The sequence below is a fragment of the Streptomyces sp. NPDC046727 genome (assembly GCF_040645635.1).
Classification (GTDB): Bacteria; Actinomycetota; Actinomycetes; order Streptomycetales; family Streptomycetaceae; genus Streptomyces.
The window spans coordinates 114,485-139,111 of record NZ_JBEYYR010000013.1 but is presented as its reverse complement, the minus strand read 5'-3'; the positions used below and the strand labels follow the sequence as shown (position 1 = coordinate 139,111).

Annotated in this window: 18 protein-coding genes and 3 pseudogenes; 5 read left to right on the top strand and 16 right to left on the bottom strand. The window is 69.4% G+C overall.

Annotated elements, in window-relative coordinates; genetic code table 11:
* The first annotated feature begins 187 nt into the window (after positions 1 to 187).
* Positions 188 to 1,165: an MASE1 domain-containing protein gene (locus ABZ937_RS18675; RefSeq protein WP_361693086.1), complete on the top strand. Its 978-nt coding sequence runs from the start codon at positions 188 to 190 to the stop codon at positions 1,163 to 1,165.
* 72 nt (positions 1,166 to 1,237) lie between these two features.
* Here the strand turns inward: ABZ937_RS18675 and ABZ937_RS18670 are convergent, their stop codons facing one another.
* From ABZ937_RS18670 to ABZ937_RS18640, 7 genes and pseudogenes are all read right to left on the bottom strand, one after another.
* The gene (locus ABZ937_RS18670; RefSeq protein WP_361693084.1) at positions 1,238 to 3,661 is read right to left on the bottom strand and encodes a SpoIIE family protein phosphatase; all 2,424 of its coding nucleotides are present in this window, start codon (positions 3,659 to 3,661) and stop codon (positions 1,238 to 1,240) included.
* 386 nt (positions 3,662 to 4,047) lie between these two features.
* Complete coding sequence (locus ABZ937_RS18665; protein WP_361693082.1) at positions 4,048 to 6,180, bottom strand: SpoIIE family protein phosphatase; 2,133 nt, start codon at positions 6,178 to 6,180, stop codon at positions 4,048 to 4,050.
* 227 nt (positions 6,181 to 6,407) lie between these two features.
* Positions 6,408 to 6,815: a hypothetical protein gene (locus ABZ937_RS18660; RefSeq protein WP_361693221.1), complete on the bottom strand. Its 408-nt coding sequence runs from the start codon at positions 6,813 to 6,815 to the stop codon at positions 6,408 to 6,410.
* Between the two features lie 14 nt (positions 6,816 to 6,829).
* Positions 6,830 to 6,919: pseudogene (locus ABZ937_RS18655) on the bottom strand (respiratory nitrate reductase subunit gamma); the annotation flags it as partial.
* A 137-nt stretch (positions 6,920 to 7,056) separates the two neighbouring features.
* Positions 7,057 to 7,386: pseudogene (gene narY / locus ABZ937_RS18650) on the bottom strand (nitrate reductase subunit beta); the annotation flags it as partial.
* Between the two features lie 32 nt (positions 7,387 to 7,418).
* On the bottom strand, positions 7,419 to 8,306 hold the full coding sequence (locus tag ABZ937_RS18645) for a hypothetical protein (protein ID WP_361693080.1): 888 nt from the start codon (positions 8,304 to 8,306) through the stop codon (positions 7,419 to 7,421).
* A 751-nt stretch (positions 8,307 to 9,057) separates the two neighbouring features.
* On the bottom strand, positions 9,058 to 10,305 hold the full coding sequence (locus tag ABZ937_RS18640; protein ID WP_361693078.1) for a glycoside hydrolase family 3 N-terminal domain-containing protein: 1,248 nt from the start codon (positions 10,303 to 10,305) through the stop codon (positions 9,058 to 9,060).
* Positions 10,306 to 10,915: 610 nt separating this feature from the next.
* Here ABZ937_RS18640 and ABZ937_RS18635 point away from each other — a divergent pair.
* The gene (locus ABZ937_RS18635; RefSeq protein WP_361693076.1) at positions 10,916 to 11,044 is read left to right on the top strand and encodes a hypothetical protein; all 129 of its coding nucleotides are present in this window, start codon (positions 10,916 to 10,918) and stop codon (positions 11,042 to 11,044) included.
* A gap of 995 nt (positions 11,045 to 12,039) precedes the next feature.
* Here ABZ937_RS18635 and ABZ937_RS18630 read toward each other — a convergent pair.
* The 4 genes from ABZ937_RS18630 to ABZ937_RS18615 form a co-directional block, all read right to left on the bottom strand.
* Positions 12,040 to 13,098 carry a PP2C family protein-serine/threonine phosphatase gene (locus tag ABZ937_RS18630; protein ID WP_361693074.1) on the bottom strand — a complete coding sequence of 353 codons (1,059 nt, stop codon included), beginning with the start codon at positions 13,096 to 13,098 and terminating at the stop codon, positions 12,040 to 12,042.
* Between the two features lie 519 nt (positions 13,099 to 13,617).
* The gene (locus ABZ937_RS18625) at positions 13,618 to 14,520 is read right to left on the bottom strand and encodes a VCBS repeat-containing protein (protein WP_361693072.1); all 903 of its coding nucleotides are present in this window, start codon (positions 14,518 to 14,520) and stop codon (positions 13,618 to 13,620) included.
* A gap of 567 nt (positions 14,521 to 15,087) precedes the next feature.
* Positions 15,088 to 15,582: a transposase family protein gene (locus ABZ937_RS18620; protein WP_361693070.1), complete on the bottom strand. Its 495-nt coding sequence runs from the start codon at positions 15,580 to 15,582 to the stop codon at positions 15,088 to 15,090.
* A gap of 245 nt (positions 15,583 to 15,827) precedes the next feature.
* Complete coding sequence (locus tag ABZ937_RS18615) at positions 15,828 to 16,205, bottom strand: hypothetical protein (protein ID WP_361693068.1); 378 nt, start codon at positions 16,203 to 16,205, stop codon at positions 15,828 to 15,830.
* 239 nt (positions 16,206 to 16,444) lie between these two features.
* Between ABZ937_RS18615 and ABZ937_RS18610 the strand changes: the two genes are divergently transcribed.
* Positions 16,445 to 17,482, top strand: a complete 1,038-nt coding sequence (locus ABZ937_RS18610) for a terpene synthase (RefSeq protein WP_361693067.1) — start codon at positions 16,445 to 16,447, stop codon at positions 17,480 to 17,482.
* 242 nt (positions 17,483 to 17,724) lie between these two features.
* Here the strand turns inward: ABZ937_RS18610 and ABZ937_RS18605 are convergent, their stop codons facing one another.
* Positions 17,725 to 18,078: a hypothetical protein gene (locus tag ABZ937_RS18605; protein ID WP_361693065.1), complete on the bottom strand. Its 354-nt coding sequence runs from the start codon at positions 18,076 to 18,078 to the stop codon at positions 17,725 to 17,727.
* Positions 18,079 to 18,356: 278 nt separating this feature from the next.
* Positions 18,357 to 19,121, bottom strand: coding sequence for an ATP nucleotide 3'-pyrophosphokinase (locus ABZ937_RS18600; protein WP_361693064.1), 765 nt, complete (start codon positions 19,119 to 19,121; stop codon positions 18,357 to 18,359).
* Positions 19,122 to 20,031: 910 nt separating this feature from the next.
* Between ABZ937_RS18600 and ABZ937_RS18595 the strand changes: the two are divergent.
* Positions 20,032 to 20,921, top strand: a pseudogene (locus ABZ937_RS18595) (IS5 family transposase).
* A gap of 15 nt (positions 20,922 to 20,936) precedes the next feature.
* Here ABZ937_RS18595 and ABZ937_RS18590 read toward each other — a convergent pair.
* Positions 20,937 to 21,317, bottom strand: coding sequence for a hypothetical protein (locus ABZ937_RS18590; protein WP_361693062.1), 381 nt, complete (start codon positions 21,315 to 21,317; stop codon positions 20,937 to 20,939).
* A 166-nt stretch (positions 21,318 to 21,483) separates the two neighbouring features.
* Here ABZ937_RS18590 and ABZ937_RS18585 point away from each other — a divergent pair, with 166 nt between their 5' ends.
* Positions 21,484 to 22,830: an APC family permease gene (locus ABZ937_RS18585; protein ID WP_361693060.1), complete on the top strand. Its 1,347-nt coding sequence runs from the start codon at positions 21,484 to 21,486 to the stop codon at positions 22,828 to 22,830.
* Positions 22,831 to 22,886: 56 nt separating this feature from the next.
* On the opposite strand, the gene ABZ937_RS18580 is transcribed toward ABZ937_RS18585, so the two are convergent.
* Positions 22,887 to 23,957, bottom strand: a complete 1,071-nt coding sequence (locus tag ABZ937_RS18580; RefSeq protein ID WP_361693058.1) for an acyl-CoA dehydrogenase family protein — start codon at positions 23,955 to 23,957, stop codon at positions 22,887 to 22,889.
* On the bottom strand, positions 23,957 to 24,574 hold the full coding sequence (locus ABZ937_RS18575) for a hypothetical protein (protein ID WP_361693056.1): 618 nt from the start codon (positions 24,572 to 24,574) through the stop codon (positions 23,957 to 23,959). The genes ABZ937_RS18580 and ABZ937_RS18575 overlap by 1 nt, the downstream gene beginning before the upstream one ends.
* Between the last annotated feature and the right edge of the window lie 53 nt (positions 24,575 to 24,627).

The window sequence follows — 24,627 nt, the reverse complement described above, 5'->3', positions numbered from 1 at the left end:
AGAGCGTGTCACCCCTCCCGAGCGGTCACCCGAAGCAATCCTGGCAGGGAAGATCGCGAAAGGTCACACAGATGAGCAGAGGTGTGGTGGATCCGGCGAGGTCAGCGCACGGGGACCGACCGGCCAACGCGGACCGGACGACTTTCCGATGACTCCGGCTCACCGTGACAGGCTCCGGCGCGGTGGCATGACGGCCCTGCAGATAGGTGCCGTCGCCGCGCTGTACTACGTCTCGGGGAAGTTCGGACTGATCCAGCAGCTCGTGCGCGGCCAGGTCACCCCGCTGTGGCCACCGACCGGCATCGCGCTGGCCGGCCTGCTGCTGTTCGGCCTGCGGATCTGGCCCGGCATCGCGCTCGGCGCCTTCCTGGTCAATCTCTCACCCGGGCCGTCGGTCCTCGCCGTACTCGCGATCACGACGGGCAACACACTCGCACCCCTGTGCTCCTACGAGCTTCTTCACCGCGTCGGGTTCCGCACCCGGATCAACCGCTTCCGGGACGCGCTCGCGCTGGTCTTCCTCGGCGGGCTCACCGGCATGCTCATCAGCGCGACCGTGGGCAGCGGCACCCTGCTCCTGGCCCACGCGCTGCCCGCCGGCGGGTTCTGGCCCACGTGGTGGGTCTGGTGGACCGGCGACGCCATGGGCGTCCTGGTGGTCACCCCGGTGCTGCTCGTCCTCCGCTCGGCGCACTGGCCGAAGCACGCGCCACCCTCCCGATGGCGGGAGGGAACACTGCTCGTCGCGGCCACCATCGGCGTCGGCTTCCTCGAAAACGCCCCCGCCCCGCTGGCCTTCCTTGGCTTCCCGTTGCTGACCTGGGCCGCCTTCCGCTTCCAACTCGCGGGAGCCGCACCCTGCGCGCTGGCCGTATCCACCAGCGCGATCCTCGCCGCCACCCGCGGGACAGGCCCGTTCGCCGGTCACACCCTGGTCACCAAGATGATCGGGCTGCAGGCGTTCAACGGCGCCGCCGCGATCACCGCGCTGCTCCTCGCCGCGGTCATCACCGAACGGAACGAAACCCAGAAGAAGATCGAGGAAACCTGCAGGCGGCTAGCCGAGATGGCGGCGCGGATCGCACCGGATACCGGCGGACCGCCGGTTCTTCCTGGCGACCGGGGTGACGAGCAGGAGAACGGCGGACCGACTCGGTGGCCGTGATCGATCGACAGCACCGTCGCAGCCCACGCCATGGCCGTCACCCAACGAGCCTTTTGCCGCTCTCGGCGTGCCTCACAGAGAGAACTCACCTGTTTGCGCCGCTGGGGCAGGCAATTCCGCCCAGATCGTCTTGCCGTCCGCGAAGTGGCGGGTGCCCCAGCGCATGGCGAACTGCGCCACCAGGAAGAGACCTCTTCCTCCTTCCTCGCCGAGCTTCGCCCGTCTCAGATGCGGAGAGGTACTGCTGCCGTCCGAGACGGCGCAGATGAGCCGGTTCTCGGTCCTGATCAGCCGCAGCGAGACGGGATCGCGGGCATGCCGGATCGCATTGGTGACCAGTTCACTGACGATCAGTTCCGCGGAGAAGGCGAGATCCTCAAGCCGCCACTGCGCGAGGCACCCACTGGTCAGTGATCGGGCCTGCCCCGCTGCCTCCGGCTCGAAGGCCAGGTCCCAGGAGGCGACGCTGTCGGGGGGCAGCGGGCGAGGACGGGCCACCAGGAAGGCGACATCATCCGGGGGGCGATCGGGCAGCAGGATGCGCTCCATCGTGCCGCAGATCTCCTCCAGGGGGCGGTCCGGATGGGCGAGCGCGAAGCTCAGCCGGGCGAGGCCGGTCTCCGCATCACCTTCGGAGGCCATGATCAGACCATCGGTGTACAGGGCCAGGACACAGTCGTCCGGGATGTCGATCTCGACCGATTCGAAGGGCATGCCACCCACCCCGAGCGGGGGGCCGGTCGCGATGTCGCAGAACTCCACCGGCTTGTCCCGATGGGCCAGGGCTGGTGGGGGATGCCCGGCGCTGGCGAACGTCGCACGGCGCGTGACCGGATCATAGACGCCGTACAGGCAGGTGGCGCCGAGTACGCCTTCCACGCCGAAGGGGTGCGCTGTTTCGGCCTCCTCGGCCAGGCGTCGGACCAGGTCGTCGAGGTGGGCCAGCAGTTCGTCGGGCGGCAGGTCCAGGTCGGCCAGTGTGTGGACGGCTGTGCGCAGCCGGCCCATCGTGGCCGCGGCGCGCAGGCCGTGACCGATCACGTCCCCGACGACCAGCCCCACCCGGGCGCAGGAGAGAGGCAGCACGTCGAACCAGTCACCGCCCACCCCGGCCTCCGTGTCGGCGGGCAGGTAACGGTAGCCGGCTTCGACGGCGGCACGGGCGGGCAGCGCGTGCGGCAGCAGACTGCGCTGCAGCATGAGCGCGGAGTGGTGCTCCCTGGTGAACCGGCGTGCATTGTCGATGCACACTGCGGCCCGGGCGGCGAGTTCTTCGACCAGAAGCAGGTCCTCGGGGGTGAAAGGCTCGGGATTGCGCCACCGCAGCAGGGTCGCCACCCCCACGGTCACGCCTCGCGCGCGCAGCGGAACCACCATGTGGGAGTGGATGCCCAGCACTCGCAGGCGCTTACTGCGCTCGCCGTCCTCCGCCAGCCACGGGACGGACGGCTTCAGCACGGCGTTCAGTACGGGATGCCCGCTTGTCAGACACTGCCACTGGGGGGATTTCCGCGGGTAATCGACCGTGTGGCCAGGCGCGATGACGGCTTCGGGCAGATCCTCGCGGACGGAGCGGTGGATGGCCCGGCGCATGTCGCCCGTTCTGCCGGCAGAGCGGACATCGGGTTCCCGGCCGTCCAGTACGGCACCGAGCAGGTCGACGGCGGTGAAGTCGGCGACTTCGGGCACCAGCACACTGGCTAGTTCCTCCACCGTGTGGCTGAGGTCCAGGGTGCTGCCGATCCGGACGCCGGCCTCGTTCAGCAGCGCCAGTCTGTGCTGCGCTCGGTACAGGTCCGTGACATCGACCGATTCCTCACACACCCCCAGCGTCCGGCCGGCCTCGTCTTGCAGTCGGTAGTAAGACAGCGACCAAACGTGTTCGCGGTCCGGATCCGCGAGGGTGCGTCCTCGGTACCGGAGATCGACGATGGTCCGCCCGGTGGCAAGCACCTCGCTCATCAGCTGTGTCACGGAGGACGGATGGCCGGCGGAGAGCACCTCGCTTCCCGGATACAGTTCGGCTTCGCTGCACCCCACGTACCGGTTGAACTCCCCCGGTAGTTCCTGCCGTGCCGCGGCGTTGGCCCACGCCACCCGCAGATCGGGTCCGTAGATCGTCAGCGCCACGGGGGACTCGGCGGACAGGCCGTTCAGCATGGCCTGCCGCAGCTGCCACTCGGCATGTTCCTCCGCTTCCGCCATCAGGAGAAGGAACACCGTGCCCGCCGCTGTGACCGGGAGCCGGTACAACGATGTGGCCGTCCGAAGCGAGTGGCCGGACCGGTGACGGAACAGCATGCTGCCACGCGTGCCGCAGGCCTGGTCCGGGCTGGGCCAGTCGTCGCCCGCTCCTTCCTCCGTCTGCCCCCACAACGTGCAGATTGGTTTGCCGAGCACTTCGCTGGCGTGGTAGCCGAGTAGCCGTTCGGCCTCCGGGCTCCAGCCGGTCACCCGTTTCCGGCCGTCCAGCGTGACGACGGCCGCGCGCGCCATACTCAGCGGGTCGCCCCGATCGCCCGGCCCGGGGACATTTGCTGATGTGGTCACCACATGTCCGTCCTCGCTGTCGCTACGGCCGGCGACGCAGGCCCGCGTGCTTCACTTCAAGGATCGGCTTGCAGCGGCGGAGTCACAACGTCTGCACGGAAACCGCCGCCGCGTCGTGGGCCTCACCCTTGCCAGCATGTGCGTCCGTGCTGGTGAGCACGTAGTCAAGGGCGCCATGCATGCCGGATGCCGCCCCGAGTGAAGGCGGCCACCAGTGTCGCCGCGGGGCCCTTGCCGCGCGCATCACCGATCGGCGCACGAACACCGTGGCTGGTGTTGGCGGTCCTCTGGCCAGGTTCCCGCGGTTTCGCCGCCACGGCGCCCGGGCGGCATCACGAGGCGGAGTCGTTGCCGGTACCCGGCTCTCCGCGGCCCGCACCCGTTGCCTCCTGGCGCCGGCACGGCCGGAGAAGGAGCAGGGCGATGTCGTCAGTGCGCTCGGTCTCAACGGTGAGCTTCTGCGTGATCAGGCGTACGGCGCTGTCGAGAGCGTGCTGGTGGTAGGTGCTCAGGGAGTCGCTGAGGGCTCGGATACCTGTGGAGAGGTCGGATCCCACGCGTTCCACCAGGCCGTCCGTGTAGAGGGTGAGCACCGACTCCGGAGGCAGGACGACCTCGCGGTCGGTGTAGGCGGCTTCCGGGTCGATGCCGAGCAGGAGACCGGATTCAAGCTCGAGGGTGACGGTCGTGCCGTCGGGTGCGGTGAGCAGAGGAGGCAGGTGGCCGGCGTTGGCCAGGCAGGCCGTGTGCGTGGTCAGGTCGATACGCACGTACAGGCAGCTGGTGAACAGGCCGGTGTCGAGGTCGGTGAGCAGACGGTTGGTGTGGGCCAGGACCTCGTGTGGTACGGCGCCGGCCGTCGTGTGGGCCCGGATGGCGGTACGGACCTGCCCCATGAGCGCGGCGGCCGTCACGCTGTGGCCCTGGACGTCGCCGATCACGGCGGCCACGGTGTCGTCGTCGAGACGGATCAGGTCGTAGAAGTCGCCGCCGATGTCCATACCGTGACTGGACGGCAGGTAGCGGGCAGCCACCTGGAGTCCCGGCTGGGCGGGCAGGGCGCGCGGGAGCAGACTCTGCTGCAAGGCCTGTGCGACAGCGTGCTCGGCGTCGTAGAGGCGTGCCCGGTCGAGGGCCTGGGCGATCAGCCCGCTCAGCGAGGTCAGAGCCGCGCGTTCCTCGGCCGGGAAGATGTGCGGGCGGTTGTAGGCAAGGACGCAGGTACCGACGGGCCGTCCGGACGCGATCAAGGGCAGGAAGGCCCAGGCTGCCTTCCCGTCCTGACGGCCTGCGCGCGCCGGGTAGGCGGCCTCCAGTTCCTCACGGTTGGCGAAGAAGCCGGGCGTGCCCTTCGTCAGAGCGGCCACGCCAGGTGTGGGGGACGTGAGCGGAGTGCCGTCGAAGCACTGCATGATCTCGGCCGGGTAACCGTGGTAGCCCACGATGCGTAGCCGTCCGCCTTCGGCGGTGAGTATCACCAGCGCCTGAGCGTCGAAGGCGGGTACCACCGTGTCCGAGACCAGGCGCACCACGTCCTTGACGCTGACCGCCTCGGTGAGCGCGCCCGCGAGGTGCATGAGGTGATACAGCGAGCCGACCCGGGTCCCTGCGGCTGCCGGCGATACTCGCGGCGGCCGGAGGGTATCTGCGGGTTCGGCGCGGGTGATGCGGACACTGATGCCGGTGTCGTCCGGGTACAGGTGGAAGTCGAGCCACTGCCCGTCGGGGTGGCGGGCGCTGAAGATCGTGTGGTGCCTGCTGATCACTGCTGTGCGGTAGCGGTTCTCGTAGACGGGGTCGTCGAGCCAGGGCACGGACTCCCACGGCAGGGTTCCCATCAGCGCGGACGGTGTGCCACCCAGAAGATCGGCTGCCACAGGATTCAGATGGACGATGCGTCCCTGCAGGTCCAGGCAGACGCAGCCTTCGGGCAGCCGGTGCGAGAAGGAGGCTGCAGCAGCCGGATCTCCCGAGGCCGTCGCAGCCGACCGGGCCACAAGGGCGCGGGGCCTGTCTGAGGGGCTGAGAGGCACAGATCCGCCGCGGGCGCAGTACAGGGCTGTCGCGAGCAACGCGCACCCCGCTTCCAGCCGGTCCTGGACAGGCGACGTCAGCGGTCGTTGCCGGGAGGCGGGCCACGTCAGGAGCACCGCGCCCAGCACTTCCTCCCCGTACACCAGCGGCGCTGCGGCAAGCGCGAAGTCGTAGGGCAGGACCAGGGCGGCTCGCGGGTAGTGGCGGGCCAGCTGCTGCTGGCTGTCCACATGGACGACGACTCGGCCGGTCACCGCGTCGGTCACGGGTACTGAATGCGTCAGGGCGATCCGGTGCCACGGCGCGGCGAACTCCAACGGCATGCCGACCATGCATTCAAGAACCAGGAGGTTCTCGCCGGGAGCGAGCAGCCACAACCCGGCCGCGTGCGCTCCCGTCTGCTCGGCGGTGTCGAGCACGATCCGATCCATCAGGCGCCGCACTGCTTCCCGCCTGCCCCTCTGCGGTGACGTCATCGGCACCCCCAGGCGGACGCGCAGCCCATAACGGAACAGTAGCGATTAAATCGGAGTACAGCGAAGATATGCCGTGAAGGGGCCACGGATCCCGGTCCCCTCGCTGCTGCACAAGCCACAAGCCACAAGCCACAAGCCACAGCCGCGCCCGCCGACCTGCGTCCGGCTGGGCCTGGAGCGGCTCACGCGGCGGTCGGTCGGCCGTCCAGGGCGGAGCCCTCGTAGGGGCTACAGGGATGGGTAGCGGGGCGAGGCCGAACGGGTCCTGCGGGTGTCGAGGCCCGTGCAGGGCGCCGTACGGCCGCAGGAGCGGATCTCCGGGTGGCAGCGGGCCATCTGCTCCAGTGCGGCCGCCTCCCGCGGCGGTGCCGCATGGGCACAGCAGCCACCGGGTCGGACCGCCGGCGAAAGCCTTGTTCAGCAGCCACTCGCCAGTGCCCCCGCCCAGGACGCCCGTGAGCGGCCCGGTCGGCCGAAGACCGGCCACGAGACTGGCTCCGCTCCGGGCAGCCGTCGGGCGCGGTGAAGGCCGGCACGAGCCAGGTGAACGGCCAGATGGCGTAGAGCAGCATGGCGATGACGGTGTGCAGCTGGAAGGACGACGGAGCGGGCTGCCGATGCGCAGCAGCCTCGCCTCGTAGAGTTCGGAGGAGCGGGTCGTCCAGCCGAACTGGTCGTACCGGTAGCGCCACACGGTGCCGACGACGAAGTCACGGCCTCGGCGACCAGCGGGACGCGGGAGCGGGCCGGCCGTCTGGTCGGGGTGCTGCAAGAGGACCGAGGCGGCCTGGCAGACCACCGCGGCGTGACGCTCGGCGACGTCCGTCCGAGCATCCCCGCAGCGGCGGGGATGCGTTCGTCGGGCGGGTCACCGAGGTTGACGGCTCGCGTGTACGAGCGCATGGCGGAGAGGCGCTGTAGCGCCTGGCGGACGGGTTCGGGGGCGTCGGCGGTGAAGAGTTCGGCGAGGTACTCGATGGGGATCCGCAGGGTGTCGATGGCGCCGAAGAGATTGTCGATGTCCTCCGCTGACAGGTGCGGTGCGTACCAGACCATCGGCATCGTGCGGTACTCCGGGTGGAGCGGAAGCGCCACCCGGTGGGTCTTGGCGAGAGCGTAGACGGGCGAGCGGCGCGCGGCCTCCAGCCAGTCGTCGGGGATGTCCTCGCGGTACGCCTCCGCGATCACCTGCGCTATGGGCGCCAGTCCGCCTCCAGGTCGTGGGAGTCGGCCTTGGTGAGCTGGGTCGGTGCGGTGCCGTCGGCTCGTACCAGGTAGAGGTGTTCGGGGTCCGCGTCGTCGGCGCCGCCTCGGGTGAACACCAGGCGGGTGCCGTCCGGGGACCAGGAGGGGTTCTTGTCGTTGAGGCGGGCCGCTGTGATGCGGTGCAGGCCGGTGCCGTCGGGGCGGGCGGTGTAGAGGTGGGCGAAGCCCGTGGAGTCCACGCGGCTGAAGGCGATCCGGTTGCCGTGCGACCAGTCGGGCGTCCAGTCGTGGGAGGCGGACCCGGTGATGGCCGTCTGGGCCAGGGTGGACAGCCGGATCCGCATCAGCCTGCTGTGTCCGCCCGAGTCCGCACGGTTGAAAGCCAGGTACTTGCCGTCCGGGGACCATGTCGGATGGAGGTCGTCCGCCGCGCTGTGGGTGAGCCGGGTGGCAGGGGTGCCGTCGATGTCGGCCACGTAGATCTCGCGCTGGGTACCGACCGGCTTGGCGTAGGCGATGCGTTTGCCGTCGGGGGACCATGCGGGGTCGGAGGCGCCCTTGGTGCCGGGGACGGCTTTCAGACCGCCTCCCGCGGTCTTCATCGTCCAGACGCCGTCGATGGCGCCGGCGGATCCGTAGCGTACGAAGGCCACCCGCTTGCCGTCCGGGGACCAGCTGGGCATCACGTCGCTGACGGTGGAGGTGTGGGTGAGTTCGACGGGCGTGCCGCCAGTGGGGGAGATCGCGTAGAGGTCTTCGGTGGGCGCTGTCGCGGTGTAGCGGGCGAAGACGATCGAATGGTCCGCCGCCGCCCCCGCGTCCGCTGCGGCACCGAGGGTCAGTGGGGCGGCCACGGCGAGTGCCGTGGCGGTCACCGCCGCCAGGCGGCGCCGCGTTGAGCCGTTTCTGCCCGGTCCTTGGATGTTTCCGGCGGTTCTGCCGTTGCCAGTGCGGTGTTGTTGACGCGTCAAGGTGTCCACCCCGATCCCTCCCTGCGGCCCACTGAGGGCGGGCCGCTCCGGCCGGCAAATATCCCACCCGACGGGGCTCTGGGAGAACCACCGGCAACCGGCGGTACGAGCCCTGTGACACGTTCCGTACATCGCTGTCACATGCCGGGGAGAGAGACTTCGCCCTGCTCGTGACCCCCGTCCAGACCCCGGGCCGATGTTCTCCGTGTTCCGTACCGGCGGGGGTGAGGGTGGTGCGGGGCATGTGGCGCGCCCGCCGCGGCCGGGAGTGCTTCATCCTCGTCGTCCATGGCCCTGCGCCGCGTCGTCGGCGGGATCTACCTCTGCTGCCCGCCCTGGTGGGGCCGAATTTCGTGGTAGATCTCATGGACATGCCGACCCGCGTCAGGTGCTATCAACGAGACCTCGCGGCGGCTGTCGTGGAGTTCGTGCAGGGCTACCTGCGCCCGAATCCAGGCGTCGCTCGACTCGTTCGTCAAGGCGGCCCGGAGCCGGTTCAGCGCTCTCGGGACGCGTCGGAAGGCCCTGTCTTGCTCGCACCTCCTCGCCTGCTCGCGTCCCTTCGTGGGAACACCAGTGGCGGCCGTGGACCGTGTCGGATGAACTGTGGTCGCTGGGGTGGGTCCGGCCGCCCGTGGGCCGGGTCGTTCGGTGCTCAGGAGCAGAGGTTGACGTGTCGGACGGCCAGGACGTGTCCGGCTGCGTCGATGAGGCGGCTGCGGGCGAGGTGCTTGCTGGTCACTGCGTTGGTGATCGCGGTGGCGATGGCGGAGGTCTGGGAGCTGACGTTGCTACCCAGGTCGAACATGACCATGTCGGCGCCGGAGCGCAGGGCCTGGACGGCGGCGGAGGGGACGCTGAAGCCGGCGGCGGAGATCGCCTTGGCGCTGAGTGAGTCGGTGACCACCAGTCCCTTGAAGCCCAGCTTGCCGCGCAGCTCGGAGCTGATGACGGTGGGTGACAGGCTCGCCGGGTTGGTGCCCAGTCCCGGCACGATGTTGTTGGAGACCATGATGGCAGGGGCACCGGCCTTGATGGCCGCTGTGAACGGCGGGATGCCCACCTTCTGCAGGGTGGACCAGGGCAGGGTGCGGGCGGGACCGAAGTCGGAGTTGTAACTGGAGCCGCCCAGGCCGGGGAAGTGCTTGACGACGGGTATCACGCCTCCGGCGCGCAACCCGTTCATGTAGGCGACTCCGGCTGCGGAAACCACCGAGGTGCTGCCGCTGAAGGACCGCCATCCGTCGGGGTTGGTCTTGCTGGGGGCCACGTTCCTGCCGTCGACGTCGACCACCGGTGCGAGGTCCATGTTGACCTGGGCGGCGGACATCTTGGTCGCGACCTTGGTGACGTTCTGCTGGATCTGAGCCGGGGTCCAGTGCGTGCCCATGTATGCGGCCCAGGGCAGGGATCCGACGAGGTTCGCCATGCGCTGGATGCCGCCGCCTTCCTGGTCGGTCATCACCAACAGCCCGAGGTGGCCCGGTACGTGGCTCTTCAGGACGGTCAGTCGGGAGCCGAGGTCGGACGGTGCCTTGCTGCCGAACAGCAGTACACCGCCGGCACCGGCGCTCACCTCGGAGGTGACGTCGGACACCGAGGCCTCCGACACCGGGACGGCGATGGTCAGCATGGCCAGCCGGCGGTTCGACCACCCGGCCAGCTTCGTGCTGTTGGTGCACGCGGCGGGTACGGCGCGGTCCGGGGCGATGGACGCAGGGGAGCGGGAGGGCGCGGCGGGGCCGCTGGGGTGGGGGGACGCCTTGGGGGCGGCTGCACCGCAACCCGCCAGGAGCATGGCCGCCACGGCAGCGGCGCTCAGTCTTCTGGCGTTCTGGGCCCGGCGGGGCAGCCGTGGCGGTGCTGTCGCGTGTGTGCGGGCACAGTACGACGGGAGTTCCATCGCTTTGCCTCCTTCGGGACGTCGCGACGGTGCCCGTCGCGCTGAGGGCGGTGAGAGCCCGGGCGGGCTCTATGAAGCGTGAGATGCGCTTCGGCCCGCTTTTGTTCGAGGCTCCGCGGTCGGCGTACCACCAGAATCTCGCCTTCTGAGCCGGCCGGAAACTCGGTCGGCGTGATCGGGACCCCTTCGACGAGTGACATCCGGCGAATGTCCGGTTCGGCTGGGAAAAGAGGGGATCACGGGCTACGTTTACGTCTACGTCCAGGTCGACCCGACGACTACGAAACGGCCCGCGGGCCTGCCCTCATGGAGCACGCTCTCGCCCTCGTCGCACCGGTCGGAAACTGTGCGATCTTTTGCCCACTGCCCGCTGTGTAGGCATGTGACCTGCGAAGGACCTTCCGGCCGTCCCTCTGCCCAAGGGCCTCGTCTGCTCATGGACCGCCTCCACAAGCGGTCCACGGCTGGGCCGCGCGGCCCCTTCGCAGCCCTTGTGGCCGCCGGTGAGGATCCTGAGGGCTGTTGCAGGCCGCCGGGAAACAGCGCGGCGGCGTGGCCGCGGACGAAGCCGCTGCCGCCTGCGCCGTCTCCTGTTGCGATCACGCACCATGTGGGCGCCGCCTTCGTCGACCGCGAATGCCCCGTGGTCGACGGCTTCGTGCCCGGAGATTACGCCTTCGCAGGCGGCGGTCTGGTGGTTGCCGCCGCTGAGCATGTCGATCCGCAGGCCGGACGATGACCGGCGACAAGCTGCGCGACGCGGGGCCACCGTCCCGGGCGGGCGTGGGCGCCTCCCGCGCTCAGGCCGCCCGTGGCCACCCATGGCCGGCCACGGCGTCCACCGCGCTCCGGTCCCGGCTCGTCGCATCGTGCAGGCGATCGCTCGGCGCCGTACCCGGTACGGCACCGGCCCGGACACCCACGGCTGGGACGTCGGCCTCGGGCGGCAAGGGTGCCGGTCCCCCTGGACGTCCGCTCTTCGAGCCACGGCGCGGTTTTCCCCGGCCGCCCGTGAGGTCCATCCAGGCGGCCACGACGATCAAGCCGCGGCTCGCACGCTCGCCCGAGGAAGCCTCACCGGACGCGGGCGGCCTCCCTGGACGAAGCCGGGCTCGACAGGGTGGCTGATGACCTGCGGTGACCTGCCGCAGTGTCTGGAGCGGTTGGAGCGATCCCTGACGTCGTTCGTCGCCGACGGCGAGCCAGGACACGTATCGGTACGACCCTTGGCACCCACTGTGTCAGCCGCTGTAGGTCGGCGATTTTGGGATCCTTGTCGGGCGGCAGTGGTTGCACGCGCTGATCTGGCTGTCGAGCCGCCGCCGGGCTTCTTCGCGGCCGACCGGGGCGGCTGCCCCGGCTGCAGCAGGTAACCCGGTGGACTTGTACGCCGTCCCTCGCCCCGTACCTTCCTGCCCCTCGGGCACGCTGTACGCGAACGGGGGCACTTTCACGTCGCTGTGCTCGCGGGCGTGGAGAACATCGTCAGTGCCCGGGCCGGCGCCCACCGTCCGGCCTGCCCGTTGACCTACTTGTCCCTCTCCGTCTTCGCCGTCCTCACCGCTGGAGCGGGTCTGTCGTTCTGGTAGCGGCTTCGGGCGTGCGGCCGCGGCCCCGGGCTGCTCCACCACCCGGGCGTCGTGCGCCCCGAGCGTCCCGAGCGCCTCCAGTGGCTGCGGCGACTTCGCCGGCCCGCCGGACGTCCGGCTCGTGATCATGGTGTACGGCGTGCGTTCAGGGGCCGGTCGGTGGACTGGTGGTCCGGGTGATGGCCAGGATCGCCATGTCGTCGTCGCGTGGACGGCCGGTCCATTGCTCGACGTCGTGTACCAGGGCGTCGATCACCTGGCCCGGCTGCCGGAACGGTCCCTGGCCGCTGAGCCGGGCGGCCGGGTCGTAGAAGGTCCCGGAACGGTCCCGGGCCTCCGTGACACCATCGGTCACCAGCAGAAGCGTGCTGCCGGGCGGGAAGGGCCAGATCTCGGGCGCCGGCTGCGGCACTCCCAGGCCGCTCATGCCCAGTGGAAGCCCGGGTTCGCTCGGATCCAGCGCGCGCACGGTGGCGTCGTGGACGAGGTACGGTGAGGGATGGCCGCAGCTCAGCAGCCGCACGTGCTCCGCCTCCGGGGTGATCTCACCGAGCAGCGCCGTGACGAATCCCTCCATCCGGATCTCCTCCTCGCGTAGTGAGCCCTCCCTGACGAGTGCGCGCTCCAGGTGCCCGGCCAGCACCGCTAGGTCGGGGGCCTGGTCTGCCATGGCCCGGAACGTGCCGAGCAGTACGGACACCACACCGACCGCGCCCATGCCTTTGCCCCGCACATCGGCGATCAGCAGCCTGGTGCCGTACTGAGTGTCCTGCACCGCGTAGGCGTCGCCGCCGATCAGGGCCTCGATATGCGCGGCCTTGTAGAGCGCGGCGACGGCCAGTGGGCCGACGCGTGCCGGTGGGGCGGGCAGTACGGCCCGCTGGGCGGCCTCCGCAACGGAACGCATCGTCTGCAGACGGCGCCCGTGGCGAGCGACAACTCGGTTCACCCCGATGGCGATGAGCCCGGTGAACCCGAGGTTGGCCAGTTCGATTGCCGATACGGCGGCATTGCCGAGATAGCCACCCTGGAACAGCAGCGCCGCCTCGACCAGGACGATGGCTACTGCGGCCACGATGGTGTGCCGGAGCGAGAGCAGTGCTCCTGCCACCGTGACAGCGGCGACCAACAGGTAGTCGCCCCAGTACGCACGCGGCGACAGGAGGTTCCACAGAGCCCCGCCGACGATCATGGCGGCTGGCATGAGCGAGACGTACCGGGGCCAGTTTGTGGAAGAAGGGCCCATCCGCATCCCCGATCCCGAACCCGGCCGACCAGTGCCCGAAAGGAGATCATATGTGCCCTGCTCGGGGCATGGCGCACGCATCGCCGACCCTGCACGTGATCAGCGTCGAAGACCAGTCCGATGGCGACGGCCATGGTGTCCGGCAGAGTATGTGCGGTGACCCTCGATGGGACGAGTGGCCAGGCCGCTCGCGCTGAGTACTACGGCTGTCGGCAGGTTCTGCGAGGGCACCGCGCCGGCGATGGTGTCGCGGTCTCGGAGCACGAACGCAGGGTGAACCGCCATCGGCGTGTTCACCCTCGTTCGCGGCCACGCGGCCCTGCGCCGCCGACTCCCGTCACCGCCAGGCCGACCCACTGACCGCTCTGGCGTGCACCGTTTGCAGCTGGTGTGCTGCGCCCACGCAACCGACACTGCCGGAGCCACAGAAAGGCTCGGGGATCCGGGCGGGGTCTGTGTCAGGCCCCTGTGGGGGCGTCAGAAGAGGTCGCGGTACGGCTTGAAGCCAGTGCCGATCTTGACTCGGGGCTTGAAGGGCGCGGCCGCCTTGCCCGTTCCCTTGAGCAGCCACAGGTTGCCCTTGGGGTCGCGGGCGAGCAGGTCGCTGTGGCCGTCGCCGTCGACGTCACCCGTGGACACCAGCTTGTTGAACTGGTTCCAGCCGGAGCTCACCTTGACGCGGGACGCGAACGGTTTCCCCAGATTGCCGGTGCCCTTGTACAGCCAGAGGACGCCCTGCTTGTCGCGGGCGACGATGTCCGGCTTGCGGTCGCCGGTGAGGTCGCCCTGGCCGGTGATCTGGGTGAACTGGTTCCAGCCGGGACCGACCTTGACGCGCGGTGCCAGCGAGCCGTCCGCTTTGGTCTGGAAGCGCCAGAGGACGCCCTGCTTGTCGCGGGCCAGCAGGTCGGGGTGCTTGGCGCCGCCCAGGGTGCCGGGGGAGAAGACGACGTTGTACTGACCCCAGCCGGTGGCCACCTTCTTCAGGCGTCCGTTGCGCCAGAGATTCAGCGTGCCGTTGTCCATGACGTGGTACGCGCCGTCCTGGTAGCCGGTCAGATCGGGGTCGACCGACACCCCGTACCTGAAGTGCGGCCACACGTAGCCGTCCGACCGGGCATCGAAGCCGCCCTTCCCGTCGGGCATGTAGACGTACATCTGGCCCGACGGCAGGATCCCGGAGAGGAAGAAGAACGGCGCGGCGGGGGTGGGCTTGTGCTGCCCGGCCGCGGCTGCGCTCCGGGCGATGTTTTCCCCGGGACTATTCGTTGCAGGGGCGTCGGCCAGGGCGGTGCCGGCGGTGGCGCCGACCAGGGCGACGCCGATCGCCGAGGTGACGAGACGCGACAGGGCGCGTGCACGCCGGGAGGACTGGGTCACGTATGACTCCATGAGGTATGCGGAATCAGGCGGTGCGCTCGGTACAGGTGTGGGGAGCGCCCGCATCATTGTCCGGATCTTTGCACGTCTGTCCCAGTGGTTTTGCGGCGGGCCTCGGAACGCGAGATTCCGGCCAGATAGCACCGCGGAAGGCGTAACCGCTTGTATCTCCGAGCCGCAGTGTGTGGTGTTGGACTGGCCGATGCCGTTGGGGCTCTGACGTTCGCGGGCGACGCCGGCCGGGACGAGGGTTCGCGGACTTTGACTGATCGGTTGATGGACGCCGCCGGCCTGCGACGCGCCCGCTTGGCCGGGATGGTCCTCAAGGGCGGGGACCTCATCGGCGGCGGCCGGGGCGCCCAGCAGATCAGCGTGGACGCCGTACTTGGTCCCGGCTCTTCCCGGAGCAGGCCACGAACCGCATCCGTCACAAGTTCGGCGCCGGCTCCGCCGGTCCGGGCGCCGTCGTGCCCTTGCGCCGTGCTTCATGAACAGTCGCTCCGGTGCGGCCCGGTACCGCGGATCCAGCCGCGTTCATCCGCGCCCCGGCGTCGGTGATCGGCCAAGTCAGCACGCATGGCGGAGCCGCGAGGAATTCGCGTGGGGCAAGTTCCGCGGCTGGGCCGGTGCGTACGGAGGCATGCCCGGTGCACGCATCTCGCCGGCCGACGAAGCCGCCCGCGATGCACTGAGCCTCCGGGCAAGGACGTGATCCTGGCGGGCGGCGGTGTTGTCGTGGGTGCGGCCGGGCCGGGCTGCGGATATCCAGATCAGCCGGCCCTTTTCATCGGTCAGGGCGAGGAGGTGCAGGCCGTGACGCTGGTGCTTGCCGGAGTAGTTCCGCCGGTCGGCCTTCCCGGTGCGGCGCTGGGTGGCGATGAGGGTGCCGTCGATCAGGACCGCCTCTCCGCCCTGCCTGGCGACCTCCTTCAGGGCGCGGTCCAGCCGCGGCGCCTGCGCGGCGAGCAGGCAGATCAGCTCGTCGCGCCAGCGACGGACGGTCGACTCGGACGCGTCATTGCCGTCGGCCATGTCGGCCAGGCGTTGGTCGTGGCGCAGCACAGCCAGAACGATCGCCGCGATCTGTCCGGGCGGCAGGATCCGCCACCTGGACCGGATTGCTTTCAGATGGCGCCGAAGGAGATCGGCGAGGTGTTGACGGTCCGCGTGGTCAGCGGCAGGCGGCACTGGTAGACAAGCGGGCGGGTGTCCTCGGCGTGCTGTTTGGTTTTCGTCACACAATTCCAACGGCCGCCGGGGGCGCCCCGGTTACGCCCGCGCCGCACTTCCCGAGGCGGTGGAGCAGGTCACAGGCGAGTGGTGAACCGGCCGTCGGGCAGTTTGGGCAGCCAACCGCGGTCGACGGGGCTGACCAGCTTCCCGCGCAGCGGCTCCAGCTTGGACCGCACGCTGATGTCAATTCCCAGAGCGTCGCCGACCGGCCGGGCCATGACCGGACCGGCGGCCTGCCGCACGACGGCGAGAATGCGCTGGTGGTCCGGCGGGAGCAGGGTCTCCTCCATGTCCGGCGTGCGGTGTGGGACCAGCATCACCGCACGTCCGCCCACCTGCCCCGGCGCCGGCGCGGCAGAGTCGCGTTCGTCGGCGAGCTGTTCACTCATCCGCTCAAGGACCCCCTCGGCGACGGCGAGCTCGTCCCGCACCTCCACCAACTGCTTGGCCAACTGCTCTTCGAGATCATCCAGCTCCGCCCGCCGCGCGGTGATCCGTTCCAGTACTCAGGTTGAACTGGTGGAGTCCGAAGGTCTGGTCGCGTCATGGTCCATGATCAGGCCAGTCGTCGTCAGCCAGATCCCTCTGCTCAGCATGAGCCGAGTAGCGAATCACATGATCGGAGAGTCACGGTATTAGGCCGCAGGGTGAACCCTGGCATCTCGGGGCTTGGGACGGGAAGCAACCGATCATGGGATCCCTTGCACATCCGCAGTTCCACATGCCGTTCGAGTCCCGCCTCAACCCCCATGTTGACCAGGCCCGCGCACATGCCAAGGAGTGGGCCCGACAGACGGGCATGTTCGACGATGAGTACTTGGAATGGCCTCAAAGGTGGAGCGAGGAGAAGTTCGATCAGGCCGACTTCCCGTTGTTCATCGCCTTGACCCATCCCGACGCCGATGCCAGCGAGTTGGAGCTGGTCACCGATTGGCATGTTGCTCTGTGGTTCGTTGACGACCTGTTCCTGCCGCTCTACCGGCGTGACCACGACCAGGAGTCGGCTGCAGCTCAGGTGGAACGGCTGATGCTGTTCTTGCCGTTGGACGGATTGCCGCGGCCGCTGAGGCCGGTCAATCCCGTGGAGCGGGCCTTCGCAGGTCTGTGGACCGGCACGTCCGCCACCATGAGCCTGGTCTGGCGCGATCGGTTCGTCAGCAGTGTGCGGCGCTTCCTCGACGGAGTGCTGTGGGAGCTCGATCACGTCGACCATGCCTTGACCGACCTGATCGAATATCTGGGAGCCCGCCGTGACTTCGGCGGCTTGCAGTTCACCGCCGTGCTCATGGAGCACGCGATGGGCGAGCTCCATGAGCATGCAGTTCGACGCAGGGAGTTCCGCACCGCCGTTGACGCGTTCGTTGACGCCGTCAGCCTGCACAACGACATCGTGTCCTACGACCGGGAGGTCGATGAGGGCACAGTCGGCAACAACGGCGTGGAGGTTGCTCGCAAAGCCCTGGGGCTCAATCGGCGCGACGCTGCTGCCGTCGTCAACGATCTGCTGACCGCCAGGGTCGACACTCTGGCCGAGGCCCCGGCGGCCGTACCGCCCGAGGCAGAACAGTTCGTCAAGTCGCTGCAAGAGGCTCTAGCAGGCTCGTACTTGTGGCACGAGCTGACCGGCCGCTTCGGCCAGGCAACGGCAAGAACTCTTGGGAGGCCCTGCGGTCTGGGCACATCCGCGGTATATGCCTTTTCAGGGCCGCTCCGGGGCTACTCGGGTTGAACTACGCGGAGGCCGGCGGTCTGATCGCGTCGTCGTCAATGGTCAGACCGGTGGGTGGGCTCGCGGGAGCCTCGCGCTTCGGGTATCTGCTCGACGTGGCCACGAACCCGGGGTAGCACAGTGGCGGTGGCGGGAAGCCGCCGCCACCGCCGCCTACTGCCTCCCCCCGCTCCACCTGCGCCGCGGCGGCCTCCGCGACGCCGAGCACCGGCGGACCGGGTGAGCCGGTGTGCCGTACCGCGTCAGGAAAAGATGACGGAGCGTACGAGCAGGCGGTCGGAGGCGCCCTTGCCCGGGAGCAGGCTGTAGTAGGTGTCGCCGTTGCAGTCGGAGTCGAGGAAGACGGTGGCGGTGGCGTCCGTGTAGTTCTTGGGGGCTCGTGAGGCAGCTCCCGGTGCGGCTCCCGGCGCGGCGAGGTTGATGCATTCGCCGCTTGCGGGGTTGTTCAGGAAGCCGACGGCCTCGTATCCCTCGGCGGTGGTGTACGAGTAGCGGAACTGGCCGGTTGCGGCCGAGGCCGAGGCAGGCACGGCCGCCAGCAGAACGAAGGCACTGGCTGCTGCGCCGACGGCTGCGGTGATGGAGCGAAGAGACACGAGGATGTCTTCCTGTCGGTTACCGATGCGGTCACTGCCAGCGATGCCCCAGGTACCGGGGGCCAAGCGCACTGTCCCTCGAACGTGAACACCGAATCGTTTCTTTAGGGCAGACGGAGGTCCCGCACCACCTCGGCATTGGTGCGTTCAGGCGCTGTTGATCGGTATGGACTGTGGAACCTCGCCCTGGTCTCCGCCCTCCTGGCGGTGTTGGGGAAGGGCGGGCGCCGGTGCTCGGTCCCGGGCGCCCGGGGGAAGGGAATGGGGCCGTGGGCCGGTCAGGGGATGGCGGGATCCGGCACCTGGGTTGTCGGGGTGGCGGGCGGGGTGAGGCGGTCGGCTCCCGGTGGTACGGGGACAGCGGCGAAGACGGCGTTCTGCTGGGCCTGGAGTTCCTGTTTGCGAGCCTCGGTGGTGGAGGGCAGGCGCTGCTCTTCGTAGAGCAGGTGGGTGACTTCCTGGGCGTGCTTGCTGGCGGGGGTGTGGAACTGGATCTCGAAGAGCTGGCCTGAACCTGGGGCGCGCCAGCCTGTGTTGAGGCCCTTGTAGCCGCTGGGGCGGTTCCAGGTGTTGGACCACTTGGTGGTGTCGTTGCCCCAGGCCGACAGGACGGCGGACGCGCGGGTCACGCCGGCGGTGTAGGCGTTGTCGGGCCACTGGAGGGTGTAGCGGACGGCGTCGCTGAGCTGGGCCAGGACGGTGTCCACGTTCTGTCCGGGGTGGTCCTTGAGGGAGGTGGCGACCTTCCGCTTGAGCGAGTCGGGGGATTTGAGGCGGTGGTCGAAGCCGACCAGTTCCGCGCCCGAGACCAGGGCCGCGGTGCGCACGTCCGTGCTGATCGACCGCTCGGCCTGCCGGGCCCGGGTGACGTAGGCGTCGACCCTGGCGTTGTCGGCGCTGTTCAGCGTGAGCCCGCCGGCTCCCTTCCAGCCTTCATCGTCGGCTGCGGCGGCTGCCGAGGGCCCGGCTGAGAGGGTGGCGGCTGTGATGAGTGCGACCGCGAGCATGCCTTTGCCGTTGGAGGAGGTGGTGGTGACCGTCATAGAACGTCCGCCTTCACGCTGAGGGGATACCTTGCGACAGGCACAACCGCCCAGGCCGGGGGAGAGTCACTGACGCGGGCGCGGAGCGCGTCGCCGCGGCTGGCCTTGTCGGGGTCTGCGTCGGCGCCGACGGTGCTGCGCTCACCGAACTGCTCGAGGGCTGTACGGCCGACATCGCACCGTCGGACCGGGAGGAGCAGGATCGTGTTCGTGAACTGCTCCAGCGTGGGGTCTGCTTCTCCTGGTGCCGAGGCCGTGCTGCGCTCCGCAGAAGGGGCCTGTTGCCGGCGGCCCGGGCCTGTCGCTTAGGAGGCCGCGCAAGCAGCATCTGGACCGTCCCGAGGGCGCGGGGATGGGGAACCCCCCACGCCCCGCTTCTCCAGGTGCACGGGAGAGCTGCCAGGGTTGTGAGACGGAGCTCGCTCCGCCCCTGGCTGGCCCGCCCGCGTGTTGGGCGATGGAAGAGTGGGCGACTACGACCAGGACCAGACCATCCTCATCCCGTCTGCCGCGCTCTGGGGCGTCCAAGCGCCTGCCCAGCGGTGACCTGCTGAGTTCAGCCCAGCAGACGATCCTCGTTGACAAGGAAGGCCAGAACCGAGTGCAGCCGGGCCACCCACTGGGTAAACAGCACTCCTAAAGCGGGTGTCGCAGGTTCGAATCCTGCCGGAGGTACAGCGCATTGCCGCTCTGACCTGGGGTTTCTCCCTCAGGGAGGGGTCCTGTTCGGCCTCGGACGTCTCGTCCGAGGCCGTTTGCGTGAGCGGTGCGTGAGCGGATGGGGTGCCAGGCCCCGATGATCCCGGCGAGCGCCGATCGCGGCCGGGCCGCACAGAGACTGAACTAGGTGGCGCTAGGGGGTGTCCGATGGATCGCGTGACGGACTCTTCAACGGATCGTTCGGTTCGCTGTGGGACGGGGCGATTTGTCTGACAGCGAGTGGGCTCGATTGGAGCCGCACCTGCCAAGGAGCCTGGGACGCGGGGGGCCGGTGGAAGGATCACCGCACTGTCATCAACGGCATCTGCTTCCGGCTGCGGACCGGCGTTCCGTGGGGGGACCAGGACCTGCCCACGTGGTTCGGGAAGTGGAAGACGGTCCGTGACTGTCACCGCCGGTGGTCTGCGGAGGGCACGTGAGAGCGAATCCTGCGGGCTGTCCAAGCCGACGCGGACACGGAAGGTCGGATCGAGCTGGAGCGTGGTGAACGTGGATTCCACGGTGTGCCGCGTGCACCAGCATGCCGCCGGGGCCCGTCACCGGCCGGCTCGGATTCCGGGACAACGCCGTCGCCCGGCACGACATGTCCCCGATGAGGCGATCGGTCGCTCGCGCGGCGGGCTCACGACAAAGATCCATCTGGCCAGTGAGGGCGGGTGCCGTCCGCTGGCTGTCCTGGTCACGCCTGGGCAGTGGGGTGATGCACCGCAGTTGATTCCGGTCCTGGACCGAATCCGTGTCCCTCGCCCGTTGGGGGGACACCCGCGGACACGACCGGACCACGTGTGCGGCGATAAGGCGTACAGCTCGCGTCGAAACCGCCGCTACCTGCGGCGACGACAGATCCGGCACACCATCCCCGAGCGCCGGGATCAGCGTGCCAACCGTCAGCGGCGTGGCAGCCGGGGCGGTCGCCCCACCAGCATCGACCGGGACCGGTACGCCCGCAGGAACGAAGTCGAGCGCACCGTAAACGCACTCAAGGGGTTCCGCGCCGTGGCGACCCGGTACGACGAGAGAGCGTACGTATTGCACGGCACGGTCACCCTCACCGCTATCCGGCTATGGCTGCGCCGGTAACCCGCCGGACAGTCCCTAGCCGGGCAATACGAACTTCACCGACCGGAAGGTGACATCATCCGGCGCTTGGTCACTGCCTGGCTTGAGGACGACCTTGGGGGTACCCGTGCAGTCGTCAGTCTCGAAGATCTGGGCATTGGCCCTGGTACTGGTGTTCTGAGGCGCGAATGCATCCGCGTATTGCTCCCCAGGTGCGATTTCGGCGACTTGCTGGATGAGGACGCATTCGTTCAAGGGGGGCTGTTCCGGCAGGCTCGCGCTCTCCGCGGCCCCGGTTGAGGTGTTGGTGTACTTGTAGTTGAGTCCGAGCTCGTCCTGTGCGTGTGCGGCGGTGGCGGATGGGAGGGCCAGGGCGAGGGCGCTCGTGATGGCGAGCAGCGCGGAGCGCAGACGCATGGGGGGTCCCCTTCGGCGGGCTGGTGTGGGTGAGATGCCCCCATGATGCTGGCATCCGGACGGGAAATACGCCGATAGGGCCGTCCATGGGATCAATCCACTCGCCGGTGTGAATCAACGGGCGTCTAGCGGTCGTTGCCATGGCAGGACAGCGACCGCCGGGAAGGTGCCGGGGGAACAGGCCCCGGCCGGGCTGGAAGTCTCGGCGCTGCGGCCGCTGAACGTGCTGGCGATCGCGGTTTCGGCGATCTCCCCGACGACCTCGGTCTTCCTCGTCTACGGGACCGGGCTCGCCTCGGCCGGCACCGGTGTGGTCTACGCCTTCCTCATCGCCGCGGTGATCGTGCTGGCCATGGCGGTGTGCTACGCAGAGACCGGTTCGCTCTTCCCGTCCGCAGGCGGTGCCTACACCATCGTGCACCGGGCGCTGGGACCGTTGTGGGGCGGGCTGGCGACCGTGCTCTTCCTGCTGCTCGGGCTGGTGACCACGGCTTCGGTGTGCACCGCCGCCGCGACCTATCTGTCCGGGCTGGTGCCCGGTGGGCTCCCGGTCGGCTGGACCGCGCTGGCGATGCTGGCCGCGATCACCGCGCTCTCGATGGGCCGGATCGCACCGGCGAGCTGGGTCGCGACCGCCATGCTGCTCCTCGAACTCGCGGTGATCCTCGCCTTCACCGGTTGCGCCCTGGCCCACGACGCCCCGGACAGCCATCCGTTCACCCACCCGGTCGTACCCAGCACGTCGGGGCTGATCGCCGCAGTAGTGCCCGCGCTGTTCGCCTTCAACGGCTACGACTGGCCGCTGTACTTCGCCGAGGAGGCCCGCGGGCCGCGGCGCGCGCTGCCGCGGGCGGTGGTGTGGGCGGCGGGGGTGTCGGTGACGGTGGAACTGCTCGCGGTGGCGGCGGCCACCTTCGCCGTACGGGACGTCGGCCGGACCGCGGCCGACGCCTCGCCGCTGTCGCTGATCGCCCATCAAGTGATGGGGCCGACGGGAGCGAACATCCTGCTGGCCGGGGTCGTGGTGGCGATGTTCGACACCGGGCTGTCGGCCAACCTCGGCTACGCCCGCGTCTACTATGCGGCGGCGCGCGACGGCATGCTGCCCGGGCCGCTGGGGCGGTTCTTCGGGCACACCTCGCCGCGCTCCCGGGTCCCGGTGTACGGCTTCGTATTCCTTCTCGTGGGCAACGGCGCCCTGTGCGTCTTCAGCTCACTCAACGACCTGATCACCTTCACCGGTGTCGTGATCGTCACCGTGTGCCTGCTGGTCGCGGTGGCGGCGCTGGTATGCCGGGTCCGTGCGCGCCGGGTCGCCCCGAGTGGTCGGCCTCCGTTCCGCATGCCGCTGTGGCCGGTGCCACCGCTGGTCGTGGTCGCGGGCGTGGCCGTGGCGCTGACCCAGCAGTCCGCCCGTGATCTGCTCATCGTGAGCGTCGTTTGCGTGATCACCGTCGCCGGTTACGCCGTTGCACAACGAGCGGGTGGTGCGGGAGGCGGCCTGCGTCAGTAGGGTGAGCGCCCTTCCGGTTGTCGCTCGGGCGTGATCAGAACTCCATGCGGTGTTCTTCAGACACGCTCGTGCGGCCCGGCCAGCGCACCCGCAAGTTGCGCGTATGCGTCCTTGGCCTGGGGTGTCTGGCCATGGACCAGGTGGAACGACGCTTCCGTCATCAAGCGTGCCGCGGTGGTGTCCGAGGACATGGAGCGGGCACCTGCGGCGGCGATGCAGGCGGCGGCGGTGCGCAGGGCAAGGTCGACGGTGGCTGCGCGGGTTGCGAGCCGTTCGTCGATCGCTTCGCCGGGTGGTTGTGCGTCGATCAAGGCGTAAGCGCGGGAGCGCAGTTGGTCGGCCCGGAGCTTTGCGCTGTCGGCCCAGGCTTTGAACGTCTCGTACTGGCCGAGGAACTGGGTGGTTGCCCGCAGGGATCCGAAGACGGCCGGGTGGGTGTTGGCGTTGTGGTTCAGGTAGGTGCGCAGCCAGTCCGCGTGCTGGGGCATGCTCACGACCTGGTCGGGTCCGACGGGTACGTCGTTCAGGTCGATGGCGACGGCGTGGGTGGCGTGCATGCTCCACAGGGTGTGCCGGTGTACGGCCTGGGGCGAGTCGAGGTCTTCGGCCGGGAGCAGGGCGAACAGGATGCGGTCGCCGGGCGCGATCGCGCCGACCAGGACGACGTCGGCCAGCCCCCAGCTGGTGAGCCAGGCGATGCGACCGTTCAGCGTCCAGCCGCCGCCGGTGCCGGGTGTGGCGGTGATGGCGGGCGGTCCGGGGCGGGCGAGGTGGGAGACGGCATGGCCGCTGAGGGTGCGGCCGGTGAGCAGGGGGATGAGCCACCGGTGCCGCAGGGCCTGGTTGTCGCTGGCGGCGACCGCCCGGACGGGTTGGTGGTGTTGGGCGTAGACGAACCAGGTGGCGCCGTCGGCTGCCGAGATGATCTCCGTCGCCTGCCGGAGCAGGGCTGGGGCGCGGGTCGCCAGTCCGAGAGCTCCGGCTGTGGCGAGGGCGTCCAGATGGCCGCGCGGCACGCCCTTGCGTGCGGTCTCGTCGGCGCGGGGGCGCAGCAGTTCGTCGGCGACGCGGGTTGTCCCGGCGAGCACCTCGGTGTCGTCAAGGCTCGGGACCGTCGGTCCGGCCATCAGGCGTGCGCGTCGGTGGCCAGGGTGGCGAACTTCTCCCCGAGCGGCCTGATGATGTTGCGTTCGACCTCGTAGTAGCTGGTCAGCGCGCTCATGGGGGCGCGGCGCAGGTGCCAGCGGCCGGTCAGGTTGCAGCCGATCTCGCGGCCGGCGAAGGCGCCGGTGGCCCAGCCGTCCTTCTCGTCGTCCAGGGTGCGCTCGACGCGGAAGTAGTTGAACAGGCTGGTGGCTGTGGTGCGGACCGTCTCGTGCGGGTCGTCCGGGCGCGGGTCGGTCACGCCGAACCAGCACTCGGGTCCGTCGGCGTCCTTGACGTAGGCGTCGTTGAAGCCCAGCCAGGGCCAGATGAAGGCGATAAGACCGGCCTTGTCGGTGGGACAGTCGTCCACCGAACAGTCCGGGGGCACGAGCTCAGGGTCGATGTAGAAGCGGCCGAGCCAGGTGGGCAGCCAGAGGTAGAAGGGGTAGGAACTGTTGTCGGACAGCAGGTAGCTGTTGGCGTTGGAGTGCAGTTCGTTTCCGGCCACAGGGGTGAGGCGGACGCCGTATTCGGGAATTGCGAAGCGGACGCTGATCACCTCGTAGAAGGCGCGGATGTCCCGAAAGTATTCGGACAACGCATCGTAGGCGGAGGGCGCTTGGGCAAGTACGTCGGTCCTGAAGATCACGT

Coding starts and splice junctions, on each gene's coding strand:
- ABZ937_RS18675 (WP_361693086.1), top strand. CDS start 188: ATGACGGCCCTGCAGATAGGTGCCGTCGCCGCGCTGTACTACGTCTCG.
- ABZ937_RS18670 (WP_361693084.1), bottom strand. CDS start 3,661: ATGGCGCGCGCGGCCGTCGTCACGCTGGACGGCCGGAAACGGGTGACC.
- ABZ937_RS18665 (WP_361693082.1), bottom strand. CDS start 6,180: ATGGATCGGATCGTGCTCGACACCGCCGAGCAGACGGGAGCGCACGCG.
- ABZ937_RS18640 (WP_361693078.1), bottom strand. CDS start 10,305: ATGGAACTCCCGTCGTACTGTGCCCGCACACACGCGACAGCACCGCCA.
- ABZ937_RS18630 (WP_361693074.1), bottom strand. CDS start 13,098: ATGCCAGCCGCCATGATCGTCGGCGGGGCTCTGTGGAACCTCCTGTCG.
- ABZ937_RS18610 (WP_361693067.1), top strand. CDS start 16,445: ATGGGATCCCTTGCACATCCGCAGTTCCACATGCCGTTCGAGTCCCGC.
- ABZ937_RS18600 (WP_361693064.1), bottom strand. CDS start 19,121: ATGACGGTCACCACCACCTCCTCCAACGGCAAAGGCATGCTCGCGGTC.
- ABZ937_RS18590 (WP_361693062.1), bottom strand. CDS start 21,317: ATGCGTCTGCGCTCCGCGCTGCTCGCCATCACGAGCGCCCTCGCCCTG.
- ABZ937_RS18580 (WP_361693058.1), bottom strand. CDS start 23,957: ATGGCCGGACCGACGGTCCCGAGCCTTGACGACACCGAGGTGCTCGCC.